General features: G+C 69.4%; 18 protein-coding genes. 10 read left to right on the top strand and 8 right to left on the bottom strand.

Annotated elements, in window-relative coordinates; all coding sequences use genetic code 11:
- Positions 1–948: 948 nt before the first annotated feature.
- The 3 genes from M1203_RS31480 to M1203_RS31470 all read right to left on the bottom strand — a co-directional run bounded on the left by M1203_RS31480 (position 949) and on the right by M1203_RS31470 (position 5581).
- Entirely contained in the window at positions 949–2082 is a 1134-nt protein-coding gene (locus tag M1203_RS31480; protein ID WP_308404936.1) for a WxL protein peptidoglycan domain-containing protein, read from the bottom strand.
- Between the two features lie 160 nt (positions 2083–2242).
- On the bottom strand, positions 2243–4219 hold the full coding sequence (locus tag M1203_RS31475) for a metallophosphoesterase family protein (protein WP_249953230.1): 1977 nt from the start codon (positions 4217–4219) through the stop codon (positions 2243–2245).
- Positions 4220–4351: 132 nt separating this feature from the next.
- On the bottom strand, positions 4352–5581 hold the full coding sequence (locus M1203_RS31470; protein ID WP_249953229.1) for a HupE/UreJ family protein: 1230 nt from the start codon (positions 5579–5581) through the stop codon (positions 4352–4354).
- A 176-nt stretch (positions 5582–5757) separates the two neighbouring features.
- Here M1203_RS31470 and M1203_RS31465 point away from each other — a divergent pair, with 176 nt between their 5' ends.
- Positions 5758–6429: a hypothetical protein gene (locus M1203_RS31465; RefSeq protein ID WP_249953228.1), complete on the top strand. Its 672-nt coding sequence runs from the start codon at positions 5758–5760 to the stop codon at positions 6427–6429.
- 35 nt (positions 6430–6464) lie between these two features.
- Here M1203_RS31465 and M1203_RS31460 read toward each other — a convergent pair whose 3' ends face one another.
- The gene (locus M1203_RS31460; protein ID WP_249953227.1) at positions 6465–7247 is read right to left on the bottom strand and encodes a polysaccharide deacetylase family protein; all 783 of its coding nucleotides are present in this window, start codon (positions 7245–7247) and stop codon (positions 6465–6467) included.
- Positions 7248–7337: 90 nt separating this feature from the next.
- Entirely contained in the window at positions 7338–7883 is a 546-nt protein-coding gene (locus tag M1203_RS31455; protein WP_249953226.1) for a hypothetical protein, read from the bottom strand.
- 636 nt (positions 7884–8519) lie between these two features.
- On the opposite strand from M1203_RS31455, the gene M1203_RS31450 reads away from it, so the two are divergent.
- Both M1203_RS31450 and M1203_RS31445 read left to right on the top strand, forming a co-directional pair.
- The gene (locus tag M1203_RS31450) at positions 8520–10313 is read left to right on the top strand and encodes a trypsin-like serine protease (RefSeq protein ID WP_249953225.1); all 1794 of its coding nucleotides are present in this window, start codon (positions 8520–8522) and stop codon (positions 10311–10313) included.
- 250 nt (positions 10314–10563) lie between these two features.
- Positions 10564–12165, top strand: coding sequence for a hypothetical protein (locus M1203_RS31445; RefSeq protein ID WP_249953224.1), 1602 nt, complete (start codon positions 10564–10566; stop codon positions 12163–12165).
- A 125-nt stretch (positions 12166–12290) separates the two neighbouring features.
- On the opposite strand, the gene M1203_RS31440 is transcribed toward M1203_RS31445, so the two are convergent.
- Positions 12291–12764: an ArsI/CadI family heavy metal resistance metalloenzyme gene (locus M1203_RS31440; protein ID WP_249953223.1), complete on the bottom strand. Its 474-nt coding sequence runs from the start codon at positions 12762–12764 to the stop codon at positions 12291–12293.
- An 88-nt stretch (positions 12765–12852) separates the two neighbouring features.
- Between M1203_RS31440 and M1203_RS31435 the strand changes: the two genes are divergently transcribed.
- The 6 genes from M1203_RS31435 (at position 12853) to M1203_RS31410 (ending at position 16880) form a co-directional block, all read left to right on the top strand.
- Positions 12853–13248: a helix-turn-helix transcriptional regulator gene (locus tag M1203_RS31435; RefSeq protein WP_249953222.1), complete on the top strand. Its 396-nt coding sequence runs from the start codon at positions 12853–12855 to the stop codon at positions 13246–13248.
- Positions 13245–14381, top strand: a complete 1137-nt coding sequence (arsB, locus tag M1203_RS31430; RefSeq protein ID WP_308404935.1) for an ACR3 family arsenite efflux transporter — start codon at positions 13245–13247, stop codon at positions 14379–14381. The genes M1203_RS31435 and arsB overlap by 4 nt, the downstream gene beginning before the upstream one ends.
- Positions 14374–14790 carry an arsenate reductase ArsC gene (locus M1203_RS31425; RefSeq protein WP_249953221.1) on the top strand — a complete coding sequence of 139 codons (417 nt, stop codon included), beginning with the start codon at positions 14374–14376 and terminating at the stop codon, positions 14788–14790. The genes arsB and M1203_RS31425 overlap by 8 nt, the downstream gene beginning before the upstream one ends.
- A gap of 267 nt (positions 14791–15057) precedes the next feature.
- On the top strand, positions 15058–15744 hold the full coding sequence (locus M1203_RS31420) for a chorismate mutase (RefSeq protein WP_374404443.1): 687 nt from the start codon (positions 15058–15060) through the stop codon (positions 15742–15744).
- A 54-nt stretch (positions 15745–15798) separates the two neighbouring features.
- Complete coding sequence (locus M1203_RS31415; RefSeq protein WP_249953220.1) at positions 15799–16518, top strand: DUF6232 family protein; 720 nt, start codon at positions 15799–15801, stop codon at positions 16516–16518.
- Positions 16518–16880, top strand: a complete 363-nt coding sequence (locus M1203_RS31410; RefSeq protein ID WP_249953219.1) for a hypothetical protein — start codon at positions 16518–16520, stop codon at positions 16878–16880. The genes M1203_RS31415 and M1203_RS31410 overlap by 1 nt, the downstream gene beginning before the upstream one ends.
- A 321-nt stretch (positions 16881–17201) precedes the next feature.
- Here the strand turns inward: M1203_RS31410 and M1203_RS31405 are convergent, their stop codons facing one another.
- Together M1203_RS31405 and M1203_RS31400 are read right to left on the bottom strand one after the other, a co-directional pair.
- On the bottom strand, positions 17202–18035 hold the full coding sequence (locus M1203_RS31405; protein WP_249953218.1) for a PIG-L family deacetylase: 834 nt from the start codon (positions 18033–18035) through the stop codon (positions 17202–17204).
- Between the two features lie 326 nt (positions 18036–18361).
- Complete coding sequence (locus M1203_RS31400; protein WP_249953217.1) at positions 18362–19210, bottom strand: LysR family transcriptional regulator; 849 nt, start codon at positions 19208–19210, stop codon at positions 18362–18364.
- A gap of 70 nt (positions 19211–19280) precedes the next feature.
- Here M1203_RS31400 and M1203_RS31395 point away from each other — a divergent pair, with 70 nt between their 5' ends.
- The gene (locus M1203_RS31395) at positions 19281–19598 is read left to right on the top strand and encodes a hypothetical protein (protein WP_249953216.1); all 318 of its coding nucleotides are present in this window, start codon (positions 19281–19283) and stop codon (positions 19596–19598) included.
- Positions 19599–19750: the final 152 nt, after the last annotated feature.

Below are 19750 nucleotides of genomic sequence, written 5' to 3'. Positions count from 1 at the left end.
CTTGTGCCCGTTGAAGAGCCACTGCCCGCCGTTGCCGCTGCCCGCCAGGAAGGTGCCGCTCAGCTTGGCGCTGCCGCCCCAGTCCTTCAGGCCGGGGATGCCGGCGGAGATGCTCGCCGTGACGCCGCCGGAAGTCTCGTTCACCCGCTCCAGGGTGACGGTGCCGTCGGACCACTGCTGGAGCTTGACGGTCTCCGAGCTGCTGATCTTGATGAAGACGATCTGGATGACGACGGTGTCCTTGGTCTGGTCCTGGGACAACAGACACCGCGCGGGCTCGAACGGGTCGCCGTTGGGTACGAAGGGATCGTCGGGACCGCCCCCGCCACCGCCGCCGTCCCCGCCGCCTTCGTCGCCCGCGTAGTCGCCGGAGGAGCACGCCTCGGCGCCGCTGAGGGGGTGAAGTATTCGGCACACCGCGCTCTTCAGTCCGGTCGCCTCGTCGGCGGGCACGCTCAGACCGACGATCGCCGCGATGACCAGTGAGACGACACCGACCATCGCGGCGTACTCGGCCCCGCCCTGCCCCCGGTCATGTCGCAGCCGGTCACTCCAACCGCGTTCGTGCGTATGCCGATGCCGACGTCGAAACCTACGGCCGCCCTTCACCTGTTCTCCCACCCCACGCCGTCGTTGCCCCCGACCGACAGCAGCCTAGGAACGGGCAGGGGCCCATACGCAGGGTCCACGGACCCACTTGAGGGCTCAGCCGGGGCCGCTCCGGCAGGCGTTCACTTGCTGGTTGACCAGCGAACTCTCCGAGGTCGCCTGCCGTTATCCGTACCGACGCCGCTCCCGCCCCGAGGGCCGGCCCGGCCCAGCCGACACCGTCGTCTCGACCCGGACCTGACGGTTCCGAAGGGCATGTCTCTCCGCTCCGGGGGCGGTGCACAGGTTCAGTCGGGCCCCGAGGTGGGTCTCTGGGCCCTGGACTGGGCGTCGCGCCGGTCAGCTCTGCGGGCCCTGCTCCTTGTCGCGGAGCGCCTGCTCGACGGCGTTCTGTACGCGGGCGTCCTCACGCGCCTTGCGGCGGGCGCGGGCGCGGCGGGTGAGGACGAACGTACCGATGACAGCCGCGAGCAGTACGACGATCAGCAGCAGCAGCGTCCAGGGGACGGCCCAGCCGTGTGCGGTGGCCTCGACCGGCTTGAGCGAGGACGTGGAGCCCGACGCGTCGGTGAGCAGGGGCGTGAGGGTCGCTGTCGCGGTCAGGCTGACTCCGGGTGCAACGTCGTGGACGGGCACCTTCATCTTCCAGCTCTCCCCCGGAAGCAGCTCAGGCGGCGGGGCGATGTCGCCCGCTTCGGTCCTGGCCCATCCGAACGGGCCCGAGACCGACACCGACTGCCGCGCCGACAGAAGGGCGTTGCCCGTGTTGTGGATCGTGTAGGTGACGGTGGCGTCGCCCGTGGCGAACGGGTTGGCCGTCCCGGCGTAGTCCACCCGGAGGTCCTCGATCGCGAGCTTCGGCTTGAGCTCGCCGCTGACCCGCAGTTTGACCCGGATACCGAGCCGCCGGTCGACGTTGATGCCCTCGGTCTCGTCGGCCTGCTTGAGGGAGGTGAGTATGCCGCCCACGTAGTCGCCGGGGGTGGCATTGCCGGGAACGCTGACCGTGAAGGGGACTTCGGCGGACTTGCCTGGCTTGATCACGACGCTGTCGCGGGCCGCGTGGGCCCAGGCGCCGATGCCGACGGACTTCTTGTTCTTGGTGAGCAGGTCGAGTTGGCCGGTGTCGGTCGTGAAGCCGTCGGCGGCGTAGACCGTGAGTTCCAGCGGGGACTTGCTGCGGTTGGCGACGACCATGGCGTCCTTGACCTGGCCACCGGGGTTGACGGTGTAGCTGTAGCTGGACCGGTCGTCGCCGTACCCGTTCGCGGCCGTCCTGACCGTCCAGGTGACGTCGCCGTCAGCCGCCTGAGCGGGGCCGGCACCCAGGCCGGCGATCGCGAGGGCCATGAGCAGGGGCAGGGCGGCGGCGCGGCGGGCGACGGTACGGACGAGGGCGGTGACGCCGGTCTTCCGGCTGACACCGGCCTTCCGGCCGACGCCGGTCTTCCGGCGCGTTACGGGCGTGAGCATGTCGGGGTTCTCCTGGAACGGGAGGCGGGGCAGATCACCCGAAGGCGTTCTGCCCCGCCGGTGGAACGGGTCAGATCAGCTGCTCGGATCAGCCGCTCGGAACGGCTGCTCAGGTCAGTTGCTCGGAGCGGCTGCCCAAGTCAGCCGCGCGGATCAGTGCTCAGCTGCTCAGCGCGGTGATCGTGAGAGTGGCGCGGTAGCCACCCTTCTCGACGCTGTCCGGGATCTTCAGCGCCAGGTCGGCGCCCAGCTTGGCCGTACCCCGGGCGTGGCCCTGCTCGGCCGAACCGAGGCCGCGCGAGACCGACAGACCCTTACCCTGGTCGTCGTAGCCGGAGGCAACCTTGGTGCCTGCCTTGGACCCCGCGCCGTTCACGAGCACACGCGGCGTCCAGCCGAGGTAGGAGCCGGAGAACGTCTTGGTGGCGTCCTTGAAGTCGCTCACATTGGCCGAGATCGACCAGGGAGCGAGCGAGCGGCGGCTGTCCGAGACGACGATCGGGTTGATCTTGCCGTTCGCCTCGAAGTGGGTGCCGTTGGTCTCCTCGGCGGTGCCGAGGTCCACCAGGCCGTTGTAGCCGTCGATGGTCCAGCCGAACTCGCCCGGAGCCGCGTTCGGCACGTTGACCTGGAGGTCCTGACCGTCGCCGTGGTACGGGTGCACCGTGACCTTGTCGACGAGCGAGCCGACCGGCTGGCCCTCAGCGGTGTTGTTGCACCAGTTGCCCCGCTCCACCGCGGCGTTGGGAGCCGCGCAGGTGCCGCTGCGGACGTTCTCGACGACGAGCTTGTCGTTGCGCACCTGGACCTTGACGTAGGTGCGGACGTGCTCCTGGTTCTGGACCGAGTTGTACCAGTAGCTGTCCGGGTTCAGCGGGTCCGCACCGTTGCCGGCGCCGCTCGTGCCGCTGTTGTCCGGCTTGGTGATGTCGTAGTACTTCGAGCCCGAGGCGGAGTTCCCCGTCACGTACAGGACACCGCCGGGACCGGCGTAGACGTCGGAGGCGCCGGGCTGCTCGGCCGGGTTCGCCTTCTCGCCGTTCTTGATCAGGTAGCTGCGGGAGTAGCTGTGGTCGTGGCCCTGGAGCACCAGGTCGACGCCGAGCTTGGAGAAGGTGGTCGGGAAGTCGACGCGGCGGGTCTTGTTGTCGGAGTCCTGGGCGTGGTCGGCCGGCGAGTAGATCGCGTGGTGGTAGGTGAGCACCTTCCACTTGGCCTCGGCGCCGTGCTTGTTGATGACGTCGGTCACGTAGGCGAGGTGCGCCGCGTCGCCGCCGCCGCCCTGGGCGGTGGAGTAGCTGTTGCTGTTGAGGTTGATGAACAGCACATCCTTGTAGATGTACCAGTAGTCACCGCCGGACGTGTTGGACGCCGGGTTGCCGTTGGAGTACAGCGGGGCCGAGCGGTCCGTGTTCGGGGTGGAGAAGTGCTGCTCGTAGGCCTTGCCGCCGACGTCGTGGTTGCCGATGGTGGCGGCCCACGGGTACTGGCGCAGCTTTTCGGGCGCCAGGAAGGAGTTCCACTGGGACTCGTTGTTGGCGCTCTCGACCTGGTCACCGCCCGACACCAGGAGTTCGGCGTTCGGGTTGGCCGCGAGGGAGACGTCCACGGTGTCCTGCCAGCCGGCCTGGTCCTTCGCCAGATCGCCCGAGGAGCCGATCTGCGGGTCGCCGTAGAACAGGAAGTCGTACTCGCCCTCGAAGTCCTGCGTCTTGAAGGAGTACGCCGAGGACCAGTTGCCCTCGGTGCCCACGCGGTACGAGTACTGCGTGTGCTCCTTGAGGCCGGTGATCGTGGCACGGCGGTTGAAGCCGCCGCTGGTGGCGATGTTCGCCCCGCCGACGGCGTCGAAGGTGGCGGCGCCGGCCGGGAACGCGCCGTTGACGAGCTCGGCGGTCGGGGCGACCTGGAGCTTCTGCGCGGTGTCGGCCGAGGAGTACCACGTCACCGTGCGCTGGGACTCGTTGGCGCCCACACCGAGGATGATGCCGGTGAGCGCGGTGGGCTCGGCGGCGCCGGCGGGGGACGTCATGCCGCCGCCGAAGGCCACGGCCAGGCCCAGGAATGCCGCCGCGGCACCGGTGGCCACGCGGCGTCGCGCAGGCCCGGAGGCCCGCACGGAAGGTCTGAGTATCATTATTTTGCGTTCCTTTTACCCACATTGGTGGATGTGTTCGGAATCCATAAGTTCCCGGTCGTTGGTGAACCGGATGCGAATGCGGCCTTCGCTAGGTTGAACTTTGTACTTTTGCGGGGGTGTCCGGCGGTCTCACACCCCGAACAGCCGTTGCGTGAACCACACCAGCCCCATGGCGCACACCCCCGCGGAGATCGCGCCGGTCGCCCAGAGGCCGGTTTTCGGCGCACGGCGCCGCAGTACGGTCAGCAGCGGGAAGACAAGGGCGATGATCGCCAACTGCACCGCCTCGATACCGACGTTGAAGACCAGCAGGGACCACAGCAGGGTCCACGAGAACGCCTCGTCGATCCCCAGCGCGCCCGCGAAACCCAGGCCGTGCACCAGACCGAAGCAGAACACGACCACGAGCCGCGTCCAGCCCGCACGGTCCAGGCCGAAGTGGCCCCGCCCCGCCGCCCCGTCCCGGTCGAGGTCGACGTCGAGTTCGGTGGCGTGGCCGCCGCGCCGCCCGATCCGCCAGAGGTACCAGCCGGCCACCACGGCGATCGACAGCGCGATGACGGGCTCCACGACACTCGACGGCACATCGACCAGACCGAGGGCGGCGAGCATGAACGTCACCGAGTGCGCCAGGGTGAAACTGGTGGCCGCGAGCACGATTTCGCGCAGCCGCCGTGACCCCGCGATGAGCGCCAGCAGGAACAGGATGTGGTCGATCCCGCTCAGCAGATGCTCGGCGCCCAGGCGGAAGAACTCCCAGAACCGCTCGTACCACGACTGCCCCATCGAGAAGGACGGATGACCGGCGTCGAGCGCGGCGCTGCCGGAGCGGCCGTCGATCTCGTAGGTGACGATCGTCTTGGTGCCGGTGACATAGGTCTCGGAGTCGGGGAACAGACCGCTGCGCACTTCGGGGTCGCCGCCCCCCTCGGGGCAGGACCAGTCGAGCAGCAGACCGGCGTACGGCACGCCCTCCCGCGGGCCTATCGTGAAGTCGCCGACCCGGGTCGGCGCGCAGGCGGAGCCGCCCGAGGTGACCGAAAATCGCCGGGTGACATACGAGACGGCCGACTTCGCGTGGGTGTTGAGCGCCGCGGCCTGTGCGTCGGTGTCACCGTTCTCGAACGCGGCGTTCCCCGTCCGGAAGAGAGGATCGTCCTTCTCGGAGTCGGCGGCGGATACGACGAAGAGATCGTACTCAAGCTCAAGTTTCGTCCGTATATGACCTCCTTCGCCCGGGGAGACGTCGGCGTATACGGTCGAGGTGAATCCGTGGGCCTGGGCCGGCTGACCGACGCTCAGGAGGGCGATCACCGCGGCGGTGACCCCGACGAGGGCGCGGCGGAGGTGTCGTGACATGTGACTGGCTCCTTCAGGTTGCCAGTGCACGGTGCATGTCATGGATGAACAGGTTCCGGCCACTTGACGAAGAACGGAAAAACAACCGCGAAGACGACACCCGAGAAGGAAGAAGGCAGAAACCGGGATAGGAGGATGTAGGCGCACCATCCACCACCACTCGGAGGAAGATCGCCTTGCGCTCCCCGCTTCTGGCCGTCGCCACGCTGGCCGCGGCCGCCGCGCTGGTCACCGGATGCAGCTCCGGCGACGACTGGTCACGGCCACACCCTGAGCCCACCGCCATCGGCACACTCGGCCAGGGGTTCGTCGACCCCTCCGCCTCGCTCGCCCCCGAGGCGACCGCGACGCCGCGGCCCGGCTCCTGGGCCGGGGTCCACCCGTCCGAGGACTACCGCGTGGTCCTGCTCACCACGGGTGACGACCGTCCGACCAAGGCCCTCGTGAAGGCGGTCGAGGACTGGGCCGAGGAGGAGCACGCCGACCTCAGAACGATCGTGGCCGACACCCCGCACGACCTCATACCCAGCATCAGCAAGGCCATGGAGATGCGCCCCGACCTCATCGTCAGCGCGGGCAACGGCCTCATCGACCCCCTCGCGACGGTCACCCCGAACCACCTGTCACAGCGGTTCCTCGTCGTGGGCGCGGAACTGGCCGAGCCCACCGACAATGTCACGGCGGTCGACTGGTCAGGCGCCTCGTTCCGTGGCGAAGGGCTCGGCGCGTCCTCGACGTACGACGCCGCCTCGTTCACCGCCGAGCGCTGCGCGGCCGCCATCAGGGCCGGGGTCGCGGCGGTGCTCAATGACCTGACGGGGATCGTGATCTGGCTCGACAAGATCTAGGACGGGGGGCCTGAACCCGGCCCCGGGGCCCGGGTTCAGCGGACCGGGAAGCCGAACGCGTAACCCTGCTCCTTGAGCCGGGGGAGGAGTTGGCGCAGGGCCTCGACGGTCTGCGTACGCTCCCCGCCCGCGTCGTGGAAGAGCAGAGTCGGACCGTTGGTCAGCTCCCGCTCGACGGTGGCGACGATGGCGTCCGTACCCGGAAGCTCGAAGTCCTTGGTGTCCACGTTCCAGCCCAGCGGGCGCATGCCCCGGGAAGCGGCGAGCTCGCGGCTGTACGGGGTGAAGGCACCGCCGGGCGCCCGGTAGTACATCGGCCGTACGCCCCCGGACGCCTTGGTGATCATGCGTTCGGCGTCGAGGATCTGCTGCGACTGATAGGTCTGGGAATCCTTGTCCATGGCGGTGTTGTGCGACACCGTGTGGTCGCACAGCCGGTGCCCGTCCGCGACGACCTTCTTCACGAGGTCCGGGTAGGCCTGCGCCTGCGTCCCCACCATGCAGAACGTGGCCTTCACCTCGTACTTCCGCAGCAGGTCGAGCATTTGAGGGGTCCACACGGGGTCGGGGCCGTCGTCGATGGTGATGTTGAGGCCGCGCTCCCCCTCCTCCGAGGCGTGTGCGATGGCCGCTGAGACCGGCTTGATGTCACTGCCAGGGGCGGTTGGGGCGCTCGGCGCGCTCGCGGCCGGTGACGAGGCGCCCGCGGTACCGGACTGCGTGGCCCACACCGAGGCACCCGTGGCGAGCATCGTCAACCCGAGCGCTGCCCCCATCACCTTGCCGTACCAGCCCCGCCCAGCGCCGTGCCGTGCCATGTCCGCCCCTTACGCCCAGTCCCTTGTCGATCTCCGGTCACCTCGCGACCACTTGCCAGGACGAGGCATGCGGGCCGAAGGATGCGCCCGTTACCGATCACGGACAATTCCGGGGGAGTTCGCGGACAACTCCTCGCGAGCGGCGGCTGACCCGGCTGACCCGGCTGACCCGGCTGACCCGGTCGATCCATCAACCGGCGGGTCCAGGTCACCGCGAAGGGCGCCGATGGCGAAGGCCACCATGGAGGCCAGCAGGAGGAGTGCCAGCGGCCCCCAGAGCGCCGGGATCGCCCACATCGGCCAGTCATTGTTCGCTTGCGCCCAGAGCGTCAGGATGGCCGCGACACCCATGCCGACGCCGTGCCACCGCACCACGGCCGCCGCCTTCGCGTGACGGCGGTCGCCGCGCGCGAAGAGCGGCCACAAGCCGCCGACGAGTGCGGCCAGGCCGAAGGAGACGCAGGCGAGCGCACCGCCGAGATGGTCCTCGGGCCACCCCACGGGCCCGGCGGACGTCTGCTGCCGGCGTCCGTCGGCGTCCCGTACCTCGACCACCCGCCCGTGCCAGATCAGCCCGACGACGTGGTCGCCGGGCCGCATCTCCGACAACACCGGATCGGTTTGCGGGAACGTCACGTTCCACGGCTCCCCGCTCGGAAGTGACAAGTCCGCTTCCGGCGACTTGTTTTTCTTGCCGCGGTTTGTGGCGGCCCTCCGAACGGTGAAGTCCTGTTCCCACAGGCACCCCGATGCCTTCACCGGAACGGAGGCGCACGCCGGCGCGGCCCGGAACTCCCGCTCCCGCGCCAGCGCTTCACGGACCCCGAAGGCCGATATCACCCCCACGACGAGAGTCACGACAGCGATGACCAGCCATCCCACGGCCCGCATCGTCCTGTGCCACGCCGACTCCATGTGTCCCCCAACCTGTCCGGCGAGTCCCCCGTACGCGTATGGGAACACAACGGCCGACGGCCGCCCATACCCGATTCCGGCAGCGCTCGACCCCTCAAACCTCCGAGTTCACGCTCCGCGGGGCCGTCGAGGGGCGGATATCTCACGACAGAAGAAAACATTTCGGTGAACACTTCGCCGAGGACACGGCAGGCGGTGGCAGGCCCCGCCGCCGGGGCCTAGCATCGCTCCGCCGGAGGGGGGCTCCGCGGTGGGGGGTCGGCCAAGTTGTCTGAGCCGCCGATTCATTGAGCGTTGCGAGCGGTGTGTCCCTCGGGCAGTCCGATGCTTTTTTCCTGGGGGATCCGGAGACACCGAGTGAGACCTGTCAAGCGCGGCTTCATACGCCGCGCGGCCCTTTTCTGCCTGTCGGGTGCGGCGCTGGTGCTCGCGCTGCCCGCCGCGGGCCCTGCCCAGGCGGTGGACGGCCCCGCCCGCGCGGGCGCCAGTACCGCCCGTGCCACCGTCGGTGACTCCGTCGCCGGCACGACCGTCACCGACCAGGCCACCCTGCGCGAGCGCGTGGTCTCGGCCGGCCGCGCGATCGCCGCCCAGCGGGCGGAGAAGTCGACGCCGGCCGCGCCCAAGAAGCCGAGCACGGCGGGTGACACGGGCACGCCGTCGCCGTTCATCATCGGCGGCACCGGAACCACCATCTCCACCGCGCCGTGGATGGTCCAGCTCTGGTACGCCGACGAGGCCAACGACGAGTACTACTTCTGCGGGGGCACCCTGGTCGCCCCCAACAAGGTGCTCACCGCCGCGCACTGCGTGAACGGACTCGACTGGCGCCGCCACGGCGTCGTCAACTCCGGGGTGACCAGCACCGAGTCGAACGGCGTCCTCACCGGCGTCACGCGCCAGTGGCAGCACGCCTCGTACGACGACGCGACGGTGCGCCACGACATCGCCGTACTCACCCTGGACACGCCGCTGAAGCGGCAGTGGCTGCGGCTGGCCCAGACGCAGGACAGCGCGCTGTACAAGGCGGGCACCACCGCCACCGTCTACGGCTGGGGGGTCACCTCGGGCACCTCGGACGCGTTGGCGACGAACCTGCGCAAGGTCAGCCTGCCGCTGGTCAGCGACACCACCTGCAACACCGCGATGCGGAAGATCCTGGGCAAGGACTACTTCGTCGAGGGCGGCATGATCTGCGCCGGCACCCCGGCCACCGGCTCCGACGCGGGCACCAAGGCCACCTGCAGCGGTGACTCGGGTGGTCCGCTGATCGTCGGCGGCAAGGTCATCGGCATCGTCTCGTGGGGTGTCGAGGGCTGCACGGCCAAGGGCGCCTACTCGGTGTTCACCAAGGTCTCGCCGTACACCTGGGCGGCCGAGCCGCGGATCAACGACACCGACTACAGCTACGACGGCCGTGCCGACCTGGTGGTGCGGACGTCGTCCGGGAACCTGTCGGCCCAGACCAGCAAGGGCACCTCTCTCAACCCGCCCACGACCATCGGGTCGGGCTGGCAGTCCCTCTCCTGGGCTCTTCAGACGGACATCGACCGGGACGGCGGCTGGGACTTCCTGCTCCGTGACAAGGCCGACGGCCGACTGCACCTGATGAAGGGCGACCCGGCCACCGGAACGATGAAGGACATCGTCGTGACGTCGGTGTCGGGCGCCTACGCCTCGTACGCCCTCCCCGGTGACGTCACCGGCGACGGCCACCCGGACCTGGTGGCCACCGACACGTCCGGCAACGGCTGGGTGTTCCCGGGCAAGGGCAACGGCGAGTACAACGCACGGGTCAAGTTCGCCACCGGCTCGCTGAAGGGCTACAAGATCTTCGGCCGCGGCGACTACAGCGGTGACGGCAAGACCGACCTCCTGGTGCGCGACACCTCCAACCGGGTGTACCTGTACCGGGGTACGGGCAGCGCCACCGCGCCGTTCTCGGCCCGTATCACCGTCCGCACCGGCTGGAACTTCACGTCGCTGATCGCCTCGGGCGATGTCAACGGCGACGGCCGCGCGGACATCATGGCGCGGGACCCCAACGGCACCCTGTGGCTGTACCCGGGCACCGGCAAGGCGAGCGTGGACATCTTCGGTCCGCGCAAGTGGCTGGCCGACGGCTACAACAAGTACAACCTGCTGTTCTGAGCGACGGTGGGCACCCTGCCGCCTCGGCGGAGCCGCCCACCGACTCCGGACGCGACGCCCCGGCGGGACAGGCACTCACGGCCTGCCCCGCCGGGGCTTTTCTCTGCCAACTCGACCTGGCGCGGCGCCCGTTGACGGCACGAGGGCGGCTGTACAAATCACCGAATTCCCGGTGCGGTCGGGCGACCGGCGCTGTTACAGTCCGGCTTCCCCGAGAGCGCGGGGGACGAAAACAGAATGAGGGGGAACAGTGCGCATACGGCTGAGACGGATGGTCGCGGCGATCGGAGTGGGGCTCGCGCTGGCCCTGACGCCGGTCACGGGGACCGCGGCGACACAGGAGACGGGCACCATGGCCGTCACCACCATGGACTTCACCCCGTCCGCGGTGGACGCGAGGGACGGCGGCAACACCGTCACGCTCCGCTGGACGATGACGGACACCACCCCGGAGACCGAGGGCATGAGCGCGCGGGTCCAGCTGCGCCGCCAGGGCGCGACGGCCGGCACATATGTGGGCGTGCCGCTGGTCGGGACCTATGACGTGGGCTCGTTCGGCCAGGACATCACGGTGCTTCCCGGTTCGACACCCCAAGAAGCCACCTACGAGTGGACGCTGGCCGTTCCGCAGTACGCGGCCGGGACGTCGGTCACCTGGGCCGTCACCCGGCTGGAGGCCTGGAACACCGCGGGCACCTCACTGGACCTGGGTGCCGACCGGCTGAGCGCGTTCCACAGCACGTTCAAGGCGAAGACGCTCGCCGACGCGCAGGGTCCGACGTACGGCAACCTTGCGGTGGGCAACGGCCGGCAGCCGTACGCCTACGTCGGCGAGAACGCGTCGAGCATGTCCTACGAGCTCGACGTGTACGACGCCCAGGCCGGCGTCTCCGGCGGCACCCTGACGCTGACCGGCCCCGGCGGCCAGCGTCTGACCGGCTCGTTCGCCATCGAGTGGACCTGGTACGCGGGCTATCAGGGCTGTGGCTCCATCGACTGGGGCCAGACCTACGCCGGATCCTGCCCCGTGTACGTGACCTTCCCCGCGCACGCGGCAACGGGCACCTGGACCGTCTCGAAGGTCGAGCTCACCGACAACGCGGGCAACACCAGCACCTACGACAACCTCTCAGCCGCGCCTGTCCAGGTCACCTCCAATGACATTCTCTCCGCGGACGGCTTCACGGCGACGCCGAACCCGGTCGACACCTGGCACGGCGCCCGGACCATCAAGGTCGGTTTCCGGCCGCACGGCGATCAGGGCGGGGTCGCGTCGGCGGTCGTCGGCACCAACAGCGTCCACGGCTGCCGGCAGACGTCCACCACGGCGTCGACCGCGGCGGACGGAACCGTCTCGGTGGACTACCAAGTGCCGCAGCGGGCGTTCACCTGCGCGATCACCAGCATGATCATCACGGACAACGCGGGGAACGTCGCCCTGTACGGCTCCGCGTTCGGCGCACCGGAGACCGGTCTGACGATCACTTCGGCACCCGTCACGGTGCTGCCGGAGATCGACCGGGCCACGCTCTCACCCACCACGATCGCCTCGACGGACCACTCCACGGACATCCGTCTCACGGTCAACGTCTCGGGCACCACCGCGGGTATCAACAACTTCGACCTCGCCCTGATCGACTCCTCGGGCCAGCGGATCGAGGCCGTGTCCGGCGGCGCCACACTGACCTTCAGCGGCCCCTTGACGATCTCGTTCCCGCTCCCCTCCAACGTGACCCCGGGGACGTACTCCATCGCCTTGCGCCTCTCCGACCAGGCGAGGAACACCTCGTCATTCGGCTTCCCGAACGGCACCCCGATGCCGGGCGGGCCGGTGACTTTGACGGTCACCTAGGTCCTGTCCGACCGGCACGGACAGGACCGACGAGGTCCTGTCCGTGTCAGGCGGCAAGAAACCCCCGACCACTCCCGGACGCTCCGCCGACCTGGGCGGATCGCTCGTCACCGATCGGGTCCCGCTCAGCCGCCGCAGGCGCAGCCCGCGGCCGTCGGCGCGGGCTGGGCGCTCTCGTCCTGCCCGGCGCGGCAGGCGTCGCCGTCGAGGGCGGGGCTCTTGCCCATTTGGTCGGCATCGGCCTTGACGACGTAGACCTCCCACGGCTCCTTGCCGGGGCCGTGGACCCAGACCTTGTCCTGGAGGGCGTAGCAGCAGGACGTGTCGTTCTCCTCGAACGTCGCGAGCCCGGCGTCCTTGAGCCGGGTGGCGGCGGCGGTGACCTCGTCGGTGGTCTCCACCTCGACGCCGAGGTGGTCAAGGCGGGTCTCCTGGCCGGGCTCGCCCTCGATGAGGACGAGCTTGAGCGGCGGGGTGGTGATCGCGAAGTTCGCGTAGCCGGGGCGCCGCTTGGCGGGCTCGACGCCGAACAGCCGGGAGTAGAAGGCGACCGACGCTTCGAGGTCGGCGACGTTGAGCGCGAGCTGGACGCGGGACATGGGGTCTCCCCGATCAGGTGGGAACGTTGAATCGATGCCTGTCGATTCAACGTTGCGCTCTTGGATCGAAGAATGTCAACATAGAAGCATGTCGAAACAAGAGCTGGTGATCCTCGGCCAGGACGGCGCCGACGGATGCTGCCCCACCCTGCTGGCCGCACCCCTGGACGAAGGCCTGGCGGAGACGCTGGCGAAGGTGTTCAAGGCCCTGGGCGACCCGGTCCGGCTGCGGCTGCTGTCGATGATCGCCTCACGGGCGGGCGGCGAGGTCTGCGTCTGCGATCTCACCCCGGCCTTCGACCTGTCCCAGCCGACGATCTCCCACCACCTGAAGCTGCTGAAGCAGGCCGGGCTGATCGATTCCGAGCGGCGCGGGACGTGGGTGTACTACCGGCTGCTGCCCGAGATGACCGACCGCCTGGCCGCGATCCTCACCCGCCCCGCCGGGGCACCGCCGGCCGAACCCGCCGGGGCCGCCTCGTGAGCACCGGCGCGGCACCCGCGGGGCCCGTCGCCGGGCGGCTCTCCTTCCTCGATCGGTTCCTCGCCGTGTGGATTCTGCTGGCGATGGCCGCGGGCCTCGGCCTGGGCCGTCTGGTCCCGGGCCTGGGCGACGCGCTCGCGAAGGTGACCGTCACCGGGGTCTCGCTGCCCATCGCGCTCGGCCTGCTCGTGATGATGTACCCGGTCCTGGCGAAGGTCCGCTACGACCGCTTCGACACCGTCACCCGCGACCGGCGCCTGCTGATCCCTTCGCTGGTGCTGAACTGGGTCGTCGGCCCGGCGCTGATGTTCGCGCTCGCCTGGCTGTTCCTGCCCGATCTGCCGGAGTACCGCACCGGCCTGATCATCGTCGGCCTCGCCCGCTGCATCGCCATGGTCATCATCTGGAACGATCTCGCCCGCGGCGACCGCGAGGCCGCCGCCGTCCTCGTCGCCCTGAACTCCGTCTTCCAGGTCCTCGCCTTCAGCCTTCTCGGCTGGTTCTACCTCTCCGTACTCCCCGGTTGGCTCGGCCTGGAACAGACCGCCCTCGACGTCTCCGTGTGGGAGATCGCCCGTTCCGTCCTCCTCTTCCTCGGCGTCCCGCTGCTGGCCGGGTTCCTCACCCGTCGCCTGGGCGAGAAGGCCAAGGGCCGTACCTGGTACGAGACGAGACTGATCCCGCGCATCGGGCCGTTCGCCCTGTACGGGCTGCTGTTCACCATCGTGGTCCTCTTCGCCCTCCAGGGCGACGCCATCACCTCCCGGCCGCTGGACGTCGCACGTATCGCGCTGCCGCTGCTCGTGTACTTCGCGCTGATGTGGGCCGGGTCCATGGCCGTCGGCCGCGCCGTCGGCCTGGACCACCCGAGAGCGACCACGCTCGCGTTCACGGCCGCGGGCAACAACTTCGAGTTGGCCATCGCGGTCGCCATCGCCACCTTCGGCGCCACCTCGGGCCAGGCCCTCGCCGGAGTCGTCGGCCCGCTCATCGAGGTCCCCGTCCTCATCGGCCTGGTCTACGTCGCCCTCGCCGCCCGCCGCTACTTTCCCCAGCCCACCACGGAGGCCGCTTCGGCCCCCACCACGGAGGCCGCTTCGGCCGCCGCCCCGGAAGGTCCCGCCCATGTCTGAGAAGTCCAAGCCATCCGTACTGTTCGTCTGCGTCCACAACGCCGGCCGCTCCCAGATGGCCGCCGCCTGGCTGACCCACCTCGCCGGCGACCGCGTCGAGGTCCGCTCGGCCGGATCCGCCCCGGCCGACTCGGTGAACCCCGCCGCGGTCGAGGCCATGCGCGAAGCCGGCATCGACATGTCCGCCGAGACCCCGAAGATCCTCACGATCGACGCGGTCAGGGCATCCGACGTCTGCGTCACCATGGGCTGCGGCGACACCTGCCCCGTCTTCCCCGGCAAGCGGTACCTCGACTGGAAGCTCGACGATCCCGCCGGCCAGGGCGTCGACGCGGTCCGCCAGATCCGCGACGAGATCGAGCGGCGCGTCCGCGGCCTGCTCGCCGAACTCGGAGTCCGGACGGCATGACCGCCGACACGAGGTGAGACGGCCGGGCGCCATGTCACCGTCCGGACCCGGGTGCGCGTGGAAAGCCACCCTCGGGCGGACTCAGCCGTCATGGACCTTGGCCACGACGAACGTGCTTCCTGCGAGCACCGCTCCGGCACTCGTCCTGGCCCACTCCCGGCGAGCGGTTCCGGCTCTTGACCGAGCCGGTTCCCTCGCCGCCCGGCGGCTGTTTGAGACCGCCGCGTCATCAATCAGGTGATCCCATAGGCGTTGACCACCCCCCTTATGGACAGGACACGCCCTGTGCGAATCCGACGTACGCGATCCGTGTTGGTCGCCTCATCCGCCGCGCTGCTGCTCTCCGGTGCCGCCGCCATGCCCGCCGTCGCCCAGCCGCGGCCCGCGGCGGCCCCGCCCTCCGCTGCTCATGGACTCACCCCGCTGACCGACCTGTTCGCCGAGCGACTGTTGATCGCCGACAAGGTGGCCGCCGCCAAGTACGGCACCGACCGGCCGATCGACGACCCCGCGCGGGAGCGGAAGATCCTCGACGACGCCGCCGCTCGGGCCGTCGGGCTCGGGCTGGATCCTGACGCGGTGGTCGCCGTCTTCGGGGACCAGATCGAGGCGAACAAGCTGGTACAGCGCGGGCTGTACACGCACTGGGACGCGCATCCCGAAGAGCGGCCCACTCAGCGGCCGGACCTCGACAAGGAGGTCAGGCCGGCACTCGACCGCATCACCACGCAGTTGCTCAACACGCTGGCGGCGACGGAGAGCGTGCGCTCCTCGCCGTCGTGCGAGCCGCGGTTGTACGGCGCGGCCGCCCGGTCGGCGTACGGCCATGAGCTGGACGTCCTTCATCTGAAGGGGATGAAGCGGGCGCTGCCCTCGGCGTGCACATCTGCCGTTCCTGGCCCGGCTTCGCGGTGGCACCATCACCAGCAAGGTGAAATGCACTTGCGCCAGTGACGCTTGACCAGGTGAATGGACGTCAGCCGGCATGGTGGACCAAAGGGGGCTTGCGTGACATCAGCAGACTCGGCGGGACAGGCATGGAACACGCCCTCCGACGCCGCATCCACAGTCGGGGGCCCGCCACCGCCGACCGCCCCGCCACCACCGCCGGTCGGTCCACCGCCCACTGCCGATCCGTACCCCGATGTGGCACCGGCGGCCTCGGCACAGCCGATCACCGGGGTGAACCTGCGGGTCAGCAAACGGCTGCTCTGGGTCGGTGACGCCTATTACCCGATCCAGAACATCGCCAGGGTGCACACGCTCACCATCCACCCCCGACGCAAAGAAGCCGGCCTGCTCTTCGTCAAGCGGCTGCTGGTCATTGGGGCGGTGACGACACTCCTCGGTCTGCTCGCTGCCGCGATCGACGCGTCCAGCGGCTTCGGAAGCGGCGACAACGGTGGTTCCGCCGGGCTCACCGCTCTCGTCCTGATCGTCGCGGGCGCGGCGCTGATCTACTCCCTCGTCGAGATGGTGAAGGTACTGGGCGCGCCCTCGCACTTCGTCCTGGCCGTCGAGACCTCCGGCCTCTCGGCCGCAGTGGTGACCAGCCCTCACCCGGACCAACTGCGGCGGCTCGCCCACCAGATCGCCGACGCGATCGAGAACCCGAAGGCGGAGTTCGAGGTGCGGGTGGACACCATCACGATCAGCCCCGCGCACTATTACTTCGGAGACAACGTCAACATGTACGGCGGCACCGGCAACGTAGGGATGGCGAGCTGATGAGCACCGGAAACCAGCACTACTACTTCGGAAGCGGCGACCACGTCTCCATGTACGGCGGCTCGGGCAACATCGGCATCGACAAGCGAGTCACTCCGGTCCAAGAACTGCCCCAGGCCGTCCAAGAAGCCCTCCGCGAGCTCCTCACCCTGATCCAGGAACTGCGCGCCCAGGTGCCGCCGGTCAGTTCCGACGCTCTGGACGACGCGCTGCCGGCACTCCGCGCCGACGCGGATGTCCAACCGCCTGAGCGGCACCGCGCCCTGCTCGCCGTCGCGGGCATCGCCGCGACCATCGGTGCGCTCGGCGTACCGGTCGTCGAGGCCGTCAACAAGGTCCTTGAACTCATGGGCGCGAAGTGAACACCTGACAGACACCGACTACCGGAAAGCGGCTCGGCCTAGCGCCTCTCGCTCAACGCGAACGTGCTGACACGCGTGCTGACACGAACGTGCAGACACGAACGTGCAGACACGAACGTGCTGACACGAACGTGCTGACACAGTGGGTTCTCGTGGGGTTCTTGTGCGGACCACGACCCTGCTACGCGCCCTCGGAGGCGGCTCATGGTCCGCGTCGCCGTGTACGGCCCCGCTCGCCCCGAAGAGCAAGCGGACCGCTGCGTACCGACAGCACGGGCACGTTGTGGCACGGCCCAGTTGTGCCGAGCCTTGGGAGGCGGATCAGCGCAGTCCGGCGAAGAGATCGTTCTCGGGTACGGCCGCCCCGGTGGCGTCCTGGACGCGTACGAAGGTCTCCACGCCCATCAGCTCCTCGAACCTCTCCCTGCCCATCTTGAGGAAGAAGATGTTCTCGCCCTGACTGGCGTGCGCGGCCAGCGCGTCGAACTTCTGACCGCTGAACGCGGTGGTGTCCACCCACGTGGTGACCTCGTCGTCGGGGAGGCCGATCTCGGCCATCGCGGCGGCCTCGGCAGGATCCGGCTCCGGCATGTCCTCCTGAAACTCGCGCATCGTCTCCCCGAACCGCCGCACCATCGAGCGGGGCATCGTCGTCCAGTACACCTTCGGTGTCAGCTCGGTCAGCTCCAGCGCCGCCATCGTGATGCGGTGCGCCTGGATGTGGTCGGGGTGGCCGTAGAAGCCGTTCTCGTCGTAGGTGACGACCACATCGGGTCGGTAATGCCGCATGAGTTCCGCGAGCCGGGCGGCGCCCTCCTCCACGGGGGTCTGCCAGAAGGATCCGGGGGCATCGTTGCTCGGCCAGCCCGTCATCCCGGAGTCGGCATAGTCCAGCATCTCCAGATCGCCGACCTTCAGGACGTCACAGCTCGCCTCAAGCTCTTGACGACGCATCGAGGCGACGGCCGCCGGATCGTGACCGGGATCGCCCGGCTTGACACCCCCCGGCCCGTCACCGCAACCGCCGTCGGTACACGTCACGAGAACCGTGCGGATGCCTTCCGCCGCGTACCGCGCGAGGACCCCACCGGTTCCGGTGGCCTCGTCGTCGGGGTGGGCGTGTACTGCCATGAGCGTCAAGGGCCGGTCAGTCATGAAACGAGTCCTCCAGCGGAAATTACGTCTTGATCCGTGTGCGCGGCGGGCGTACCGCGACCCCGAGACCCCGGATCCTGGTGGGGCGGACGACCTGGTGATCTCCGCTTTCCCCGCCCGTACGGCGCCGGTCCCTCGGTCGATGCAACCGTGCCGACCGGACCGGCTGTTCCCGGCGCGGCAGCTTGGATTTCCCGGCGTCGTCCCGCGGCATGCCAGTAGGCCCGCCGCATGCCAGTAGGCCGGTGTCATGTCAGTGGACCCGCGTCCGGCATCGGCTCGGCCAGCGCCGTCGGCCGTCGCGTCCCCGCTGCCGCTCCCCGTCGTCAGGTCCTGTCCCGGAGCGGCCCGAGTGCGGCGGCCACGAACGAGGCCACCAGCGGCCGGCGGTCCTGCTCGGCCCAGGCGAGCACCAGACGGCTGGGCGGCGCGTCGGCCACCGGGACGCAGACCAGGCCGGCCGGGACCGGTTCGACCAGTGAGCGGGGCAGCATCCCGATCATCCGGCCCACCGCGACCAGCTGGAGCATCTGGACCACGCTGGTGATCTCCGGGTCGGTGCCGTCGCTCCCGGATACCCCCTGCCAGCGCGGCAGCATCTCACCCTCCAGATCGGACATGCGCACCGAAGCGCGCCCGGCCAGCCGGTGTCCGGCCGGGACGACAGCAACGCGGTCCTCGGTGTGCAGCGTCTCGTGGGCCAGGCCGTCGAGGTTGTCGAACGGCGCGTAGAGCAGGCCCACGTCGGCTCGGCCGGAAAGCAGGAAGTCGGTACGGTCGGCCGGGCCGCTGAACAGGATGTCCACCTGGCGGGCGTCGGACTGGTTCGCGTATTCGGCCAGGAGCCCGGAGAGCAGGCCGGCGTCGCCGCCGCCTTTGAGTACGAGCCGCAGCGGGGCCCGGGTATCGCCGGCATGCTGGGCATGCCGGACGGCGGCGCTGACCGCGTTGAGCGCGTGCCGGCCATGTTCCTGCAACGCCTTCCCTGCCGAGGTCAGCTCGACGTGCCGGCTGGAGCGGATGAACAGCGGGACACCGAGCCGGGTCTCGACCCGTCGGATGGCCTTCGACAGCGCCGGCTGGGCTATCGAGAGGCGGACGGCGGCCCGTCCGAAGTGCAACTCCTCGGCGAGTGCGATGAAGTACTCAAGCTCGCGGGTCTCCAGTTCGACCATGCCTCCAGGTTATCGCCGCATGTCAAACCGGTCTTGGACGCGGGCGCCGTACGGAGCCAGCATTGACCGCATGATCAACCACACGATGATTGTCTCCTTCGAGCAGCCGCTGCCTGACGCGGAGCTCGACCAATACCTCGCGGATATCGAACAGGTCATGCTCGACTCCGGACTCGTGCATTCGGTCGCGACCCGGCGCCACATTCCCGTCCCCGGCGAGGAGGCCATTCCGGCCCTGATAGCGACCGCGATCGTCCGGGTGACCGTCGCCGACACCGACACGCTCGCGAAGGCGTTCACCGCGCCGGGCCTGCACGAGGTCATCGGCCGCTGGCAGTCCCGGCACCCGTACAAGGTCGCCTGGGCGAACCACACGGCGCTGGTATGAGCGACCCTCCTGTGACCGCCGTGGTCAGGGAGGCCGCCACCTGGTCCTGGAACGCGCCGAAGTCCGGGTGGTCGGGCGAGCGCTGTCGCCGCGACCTTGTGGAAGATCACCATTTCCCAGATGGCCGGAACGTGCCGCGGTCGGCAGGCGAA

It is taken from the genome of Streptomyces sp. 35G-GA-8, from assembly GCF_023534745.1.
Taxonomy (GTDB): Bacteria; Actinomycetota; Actinomycetes; order Streptomycetales; family Streptomycetaceae; genus Streptomyces.
This window is presented reverse-complemented; position numbering and strand designations above follow the sequence as displayed.

Bases quoted from the DNA above. Each gene is read 5' to 3' on its own strand.
- M1203_RS31420 (WP_374404443.1), top strand. From the start codon at position 15,058: ATGGACAGGACACGCCCTGTGCGAATCCGACGTACGCGATCCGTGTTG.
- M1203_RS31470 (WP_249953229.1), bottom strand. From the start codon at position 5,581: ATGTCACGACACCTCCGCCGCGCCCTCGTCGGGGTCACCGCCGCGGTG.
- M1203_RS31440 (WP_249953223.1), bottom strand. From the start codon at position 12,764: ATGTCCCGCGTCCAGCTCGCGCTCAACGTCGCCGACCTCGAAGCGTCG.
- M1203_RS31425 (WP_249953221.1), top strand. From the start codon at position 14,374: ATGTCTGAGAAGTCCAAGCCATCCGTACTGTTCGTCTGCGTCCACAAC.
- M1203_RS31400 (WP_249953217.1), bottom strand. From the start codon at position 19,210: ATGGTCGAACTGGAGACCCGCGAGCTTGAGTACTTCATCGCACTCGCC.
- M1203_RS31460 (WP_249953227.1), bottom strand. From the start codon at position 7,247: ATGGCACGGCACGGCGCTGGGCGGGGCTGGTACGGCAAGGTGATGGGG.
- M1203_RS31475 (WP_249953230.1), bottom strand. From the start codon at position 4,219: ATGATACTCAGACCTTCCGTGCGGGCCTCCGGGCCTGCGCGACGCCGC.
- M1203_RS31410 (WP_249953219.1), top strand. From the start codon at position 16,518: ATGAGCACCGGAAACCAGCACTACTACTTCGGAAGCGGCGACCACGTC.
- M1203_RS31395 (WP_249953216.1), top strand. From the start codon at position 19,281: ATGATCAACCACACGATGATTGTCTCCTTCGAGCAGCCGCTGCCTGAC.
- M1203_RS31435 (WP_249953222.1), top strand. From the start codon at position 12,853: ATGTCGAAACAAGAGCTGGTGATCCTCGGCCAGGACGGCGCCGACGGA.
- M1203_RS31405 (WP_249953218.1), bottom strand. From the start codon at position 18,035: ATGACTGACCGGCCCTTGACGCTCATGGCAGTACACGCCCACCCCGAC.
- M1203_RS31480 (WP_308404936.1), bottom strand. From the start codon at position 2,082: ATGCTCACGCCCGTAACGCGCCGGAAGACCGGCGTCGGCCGGAAGGCC.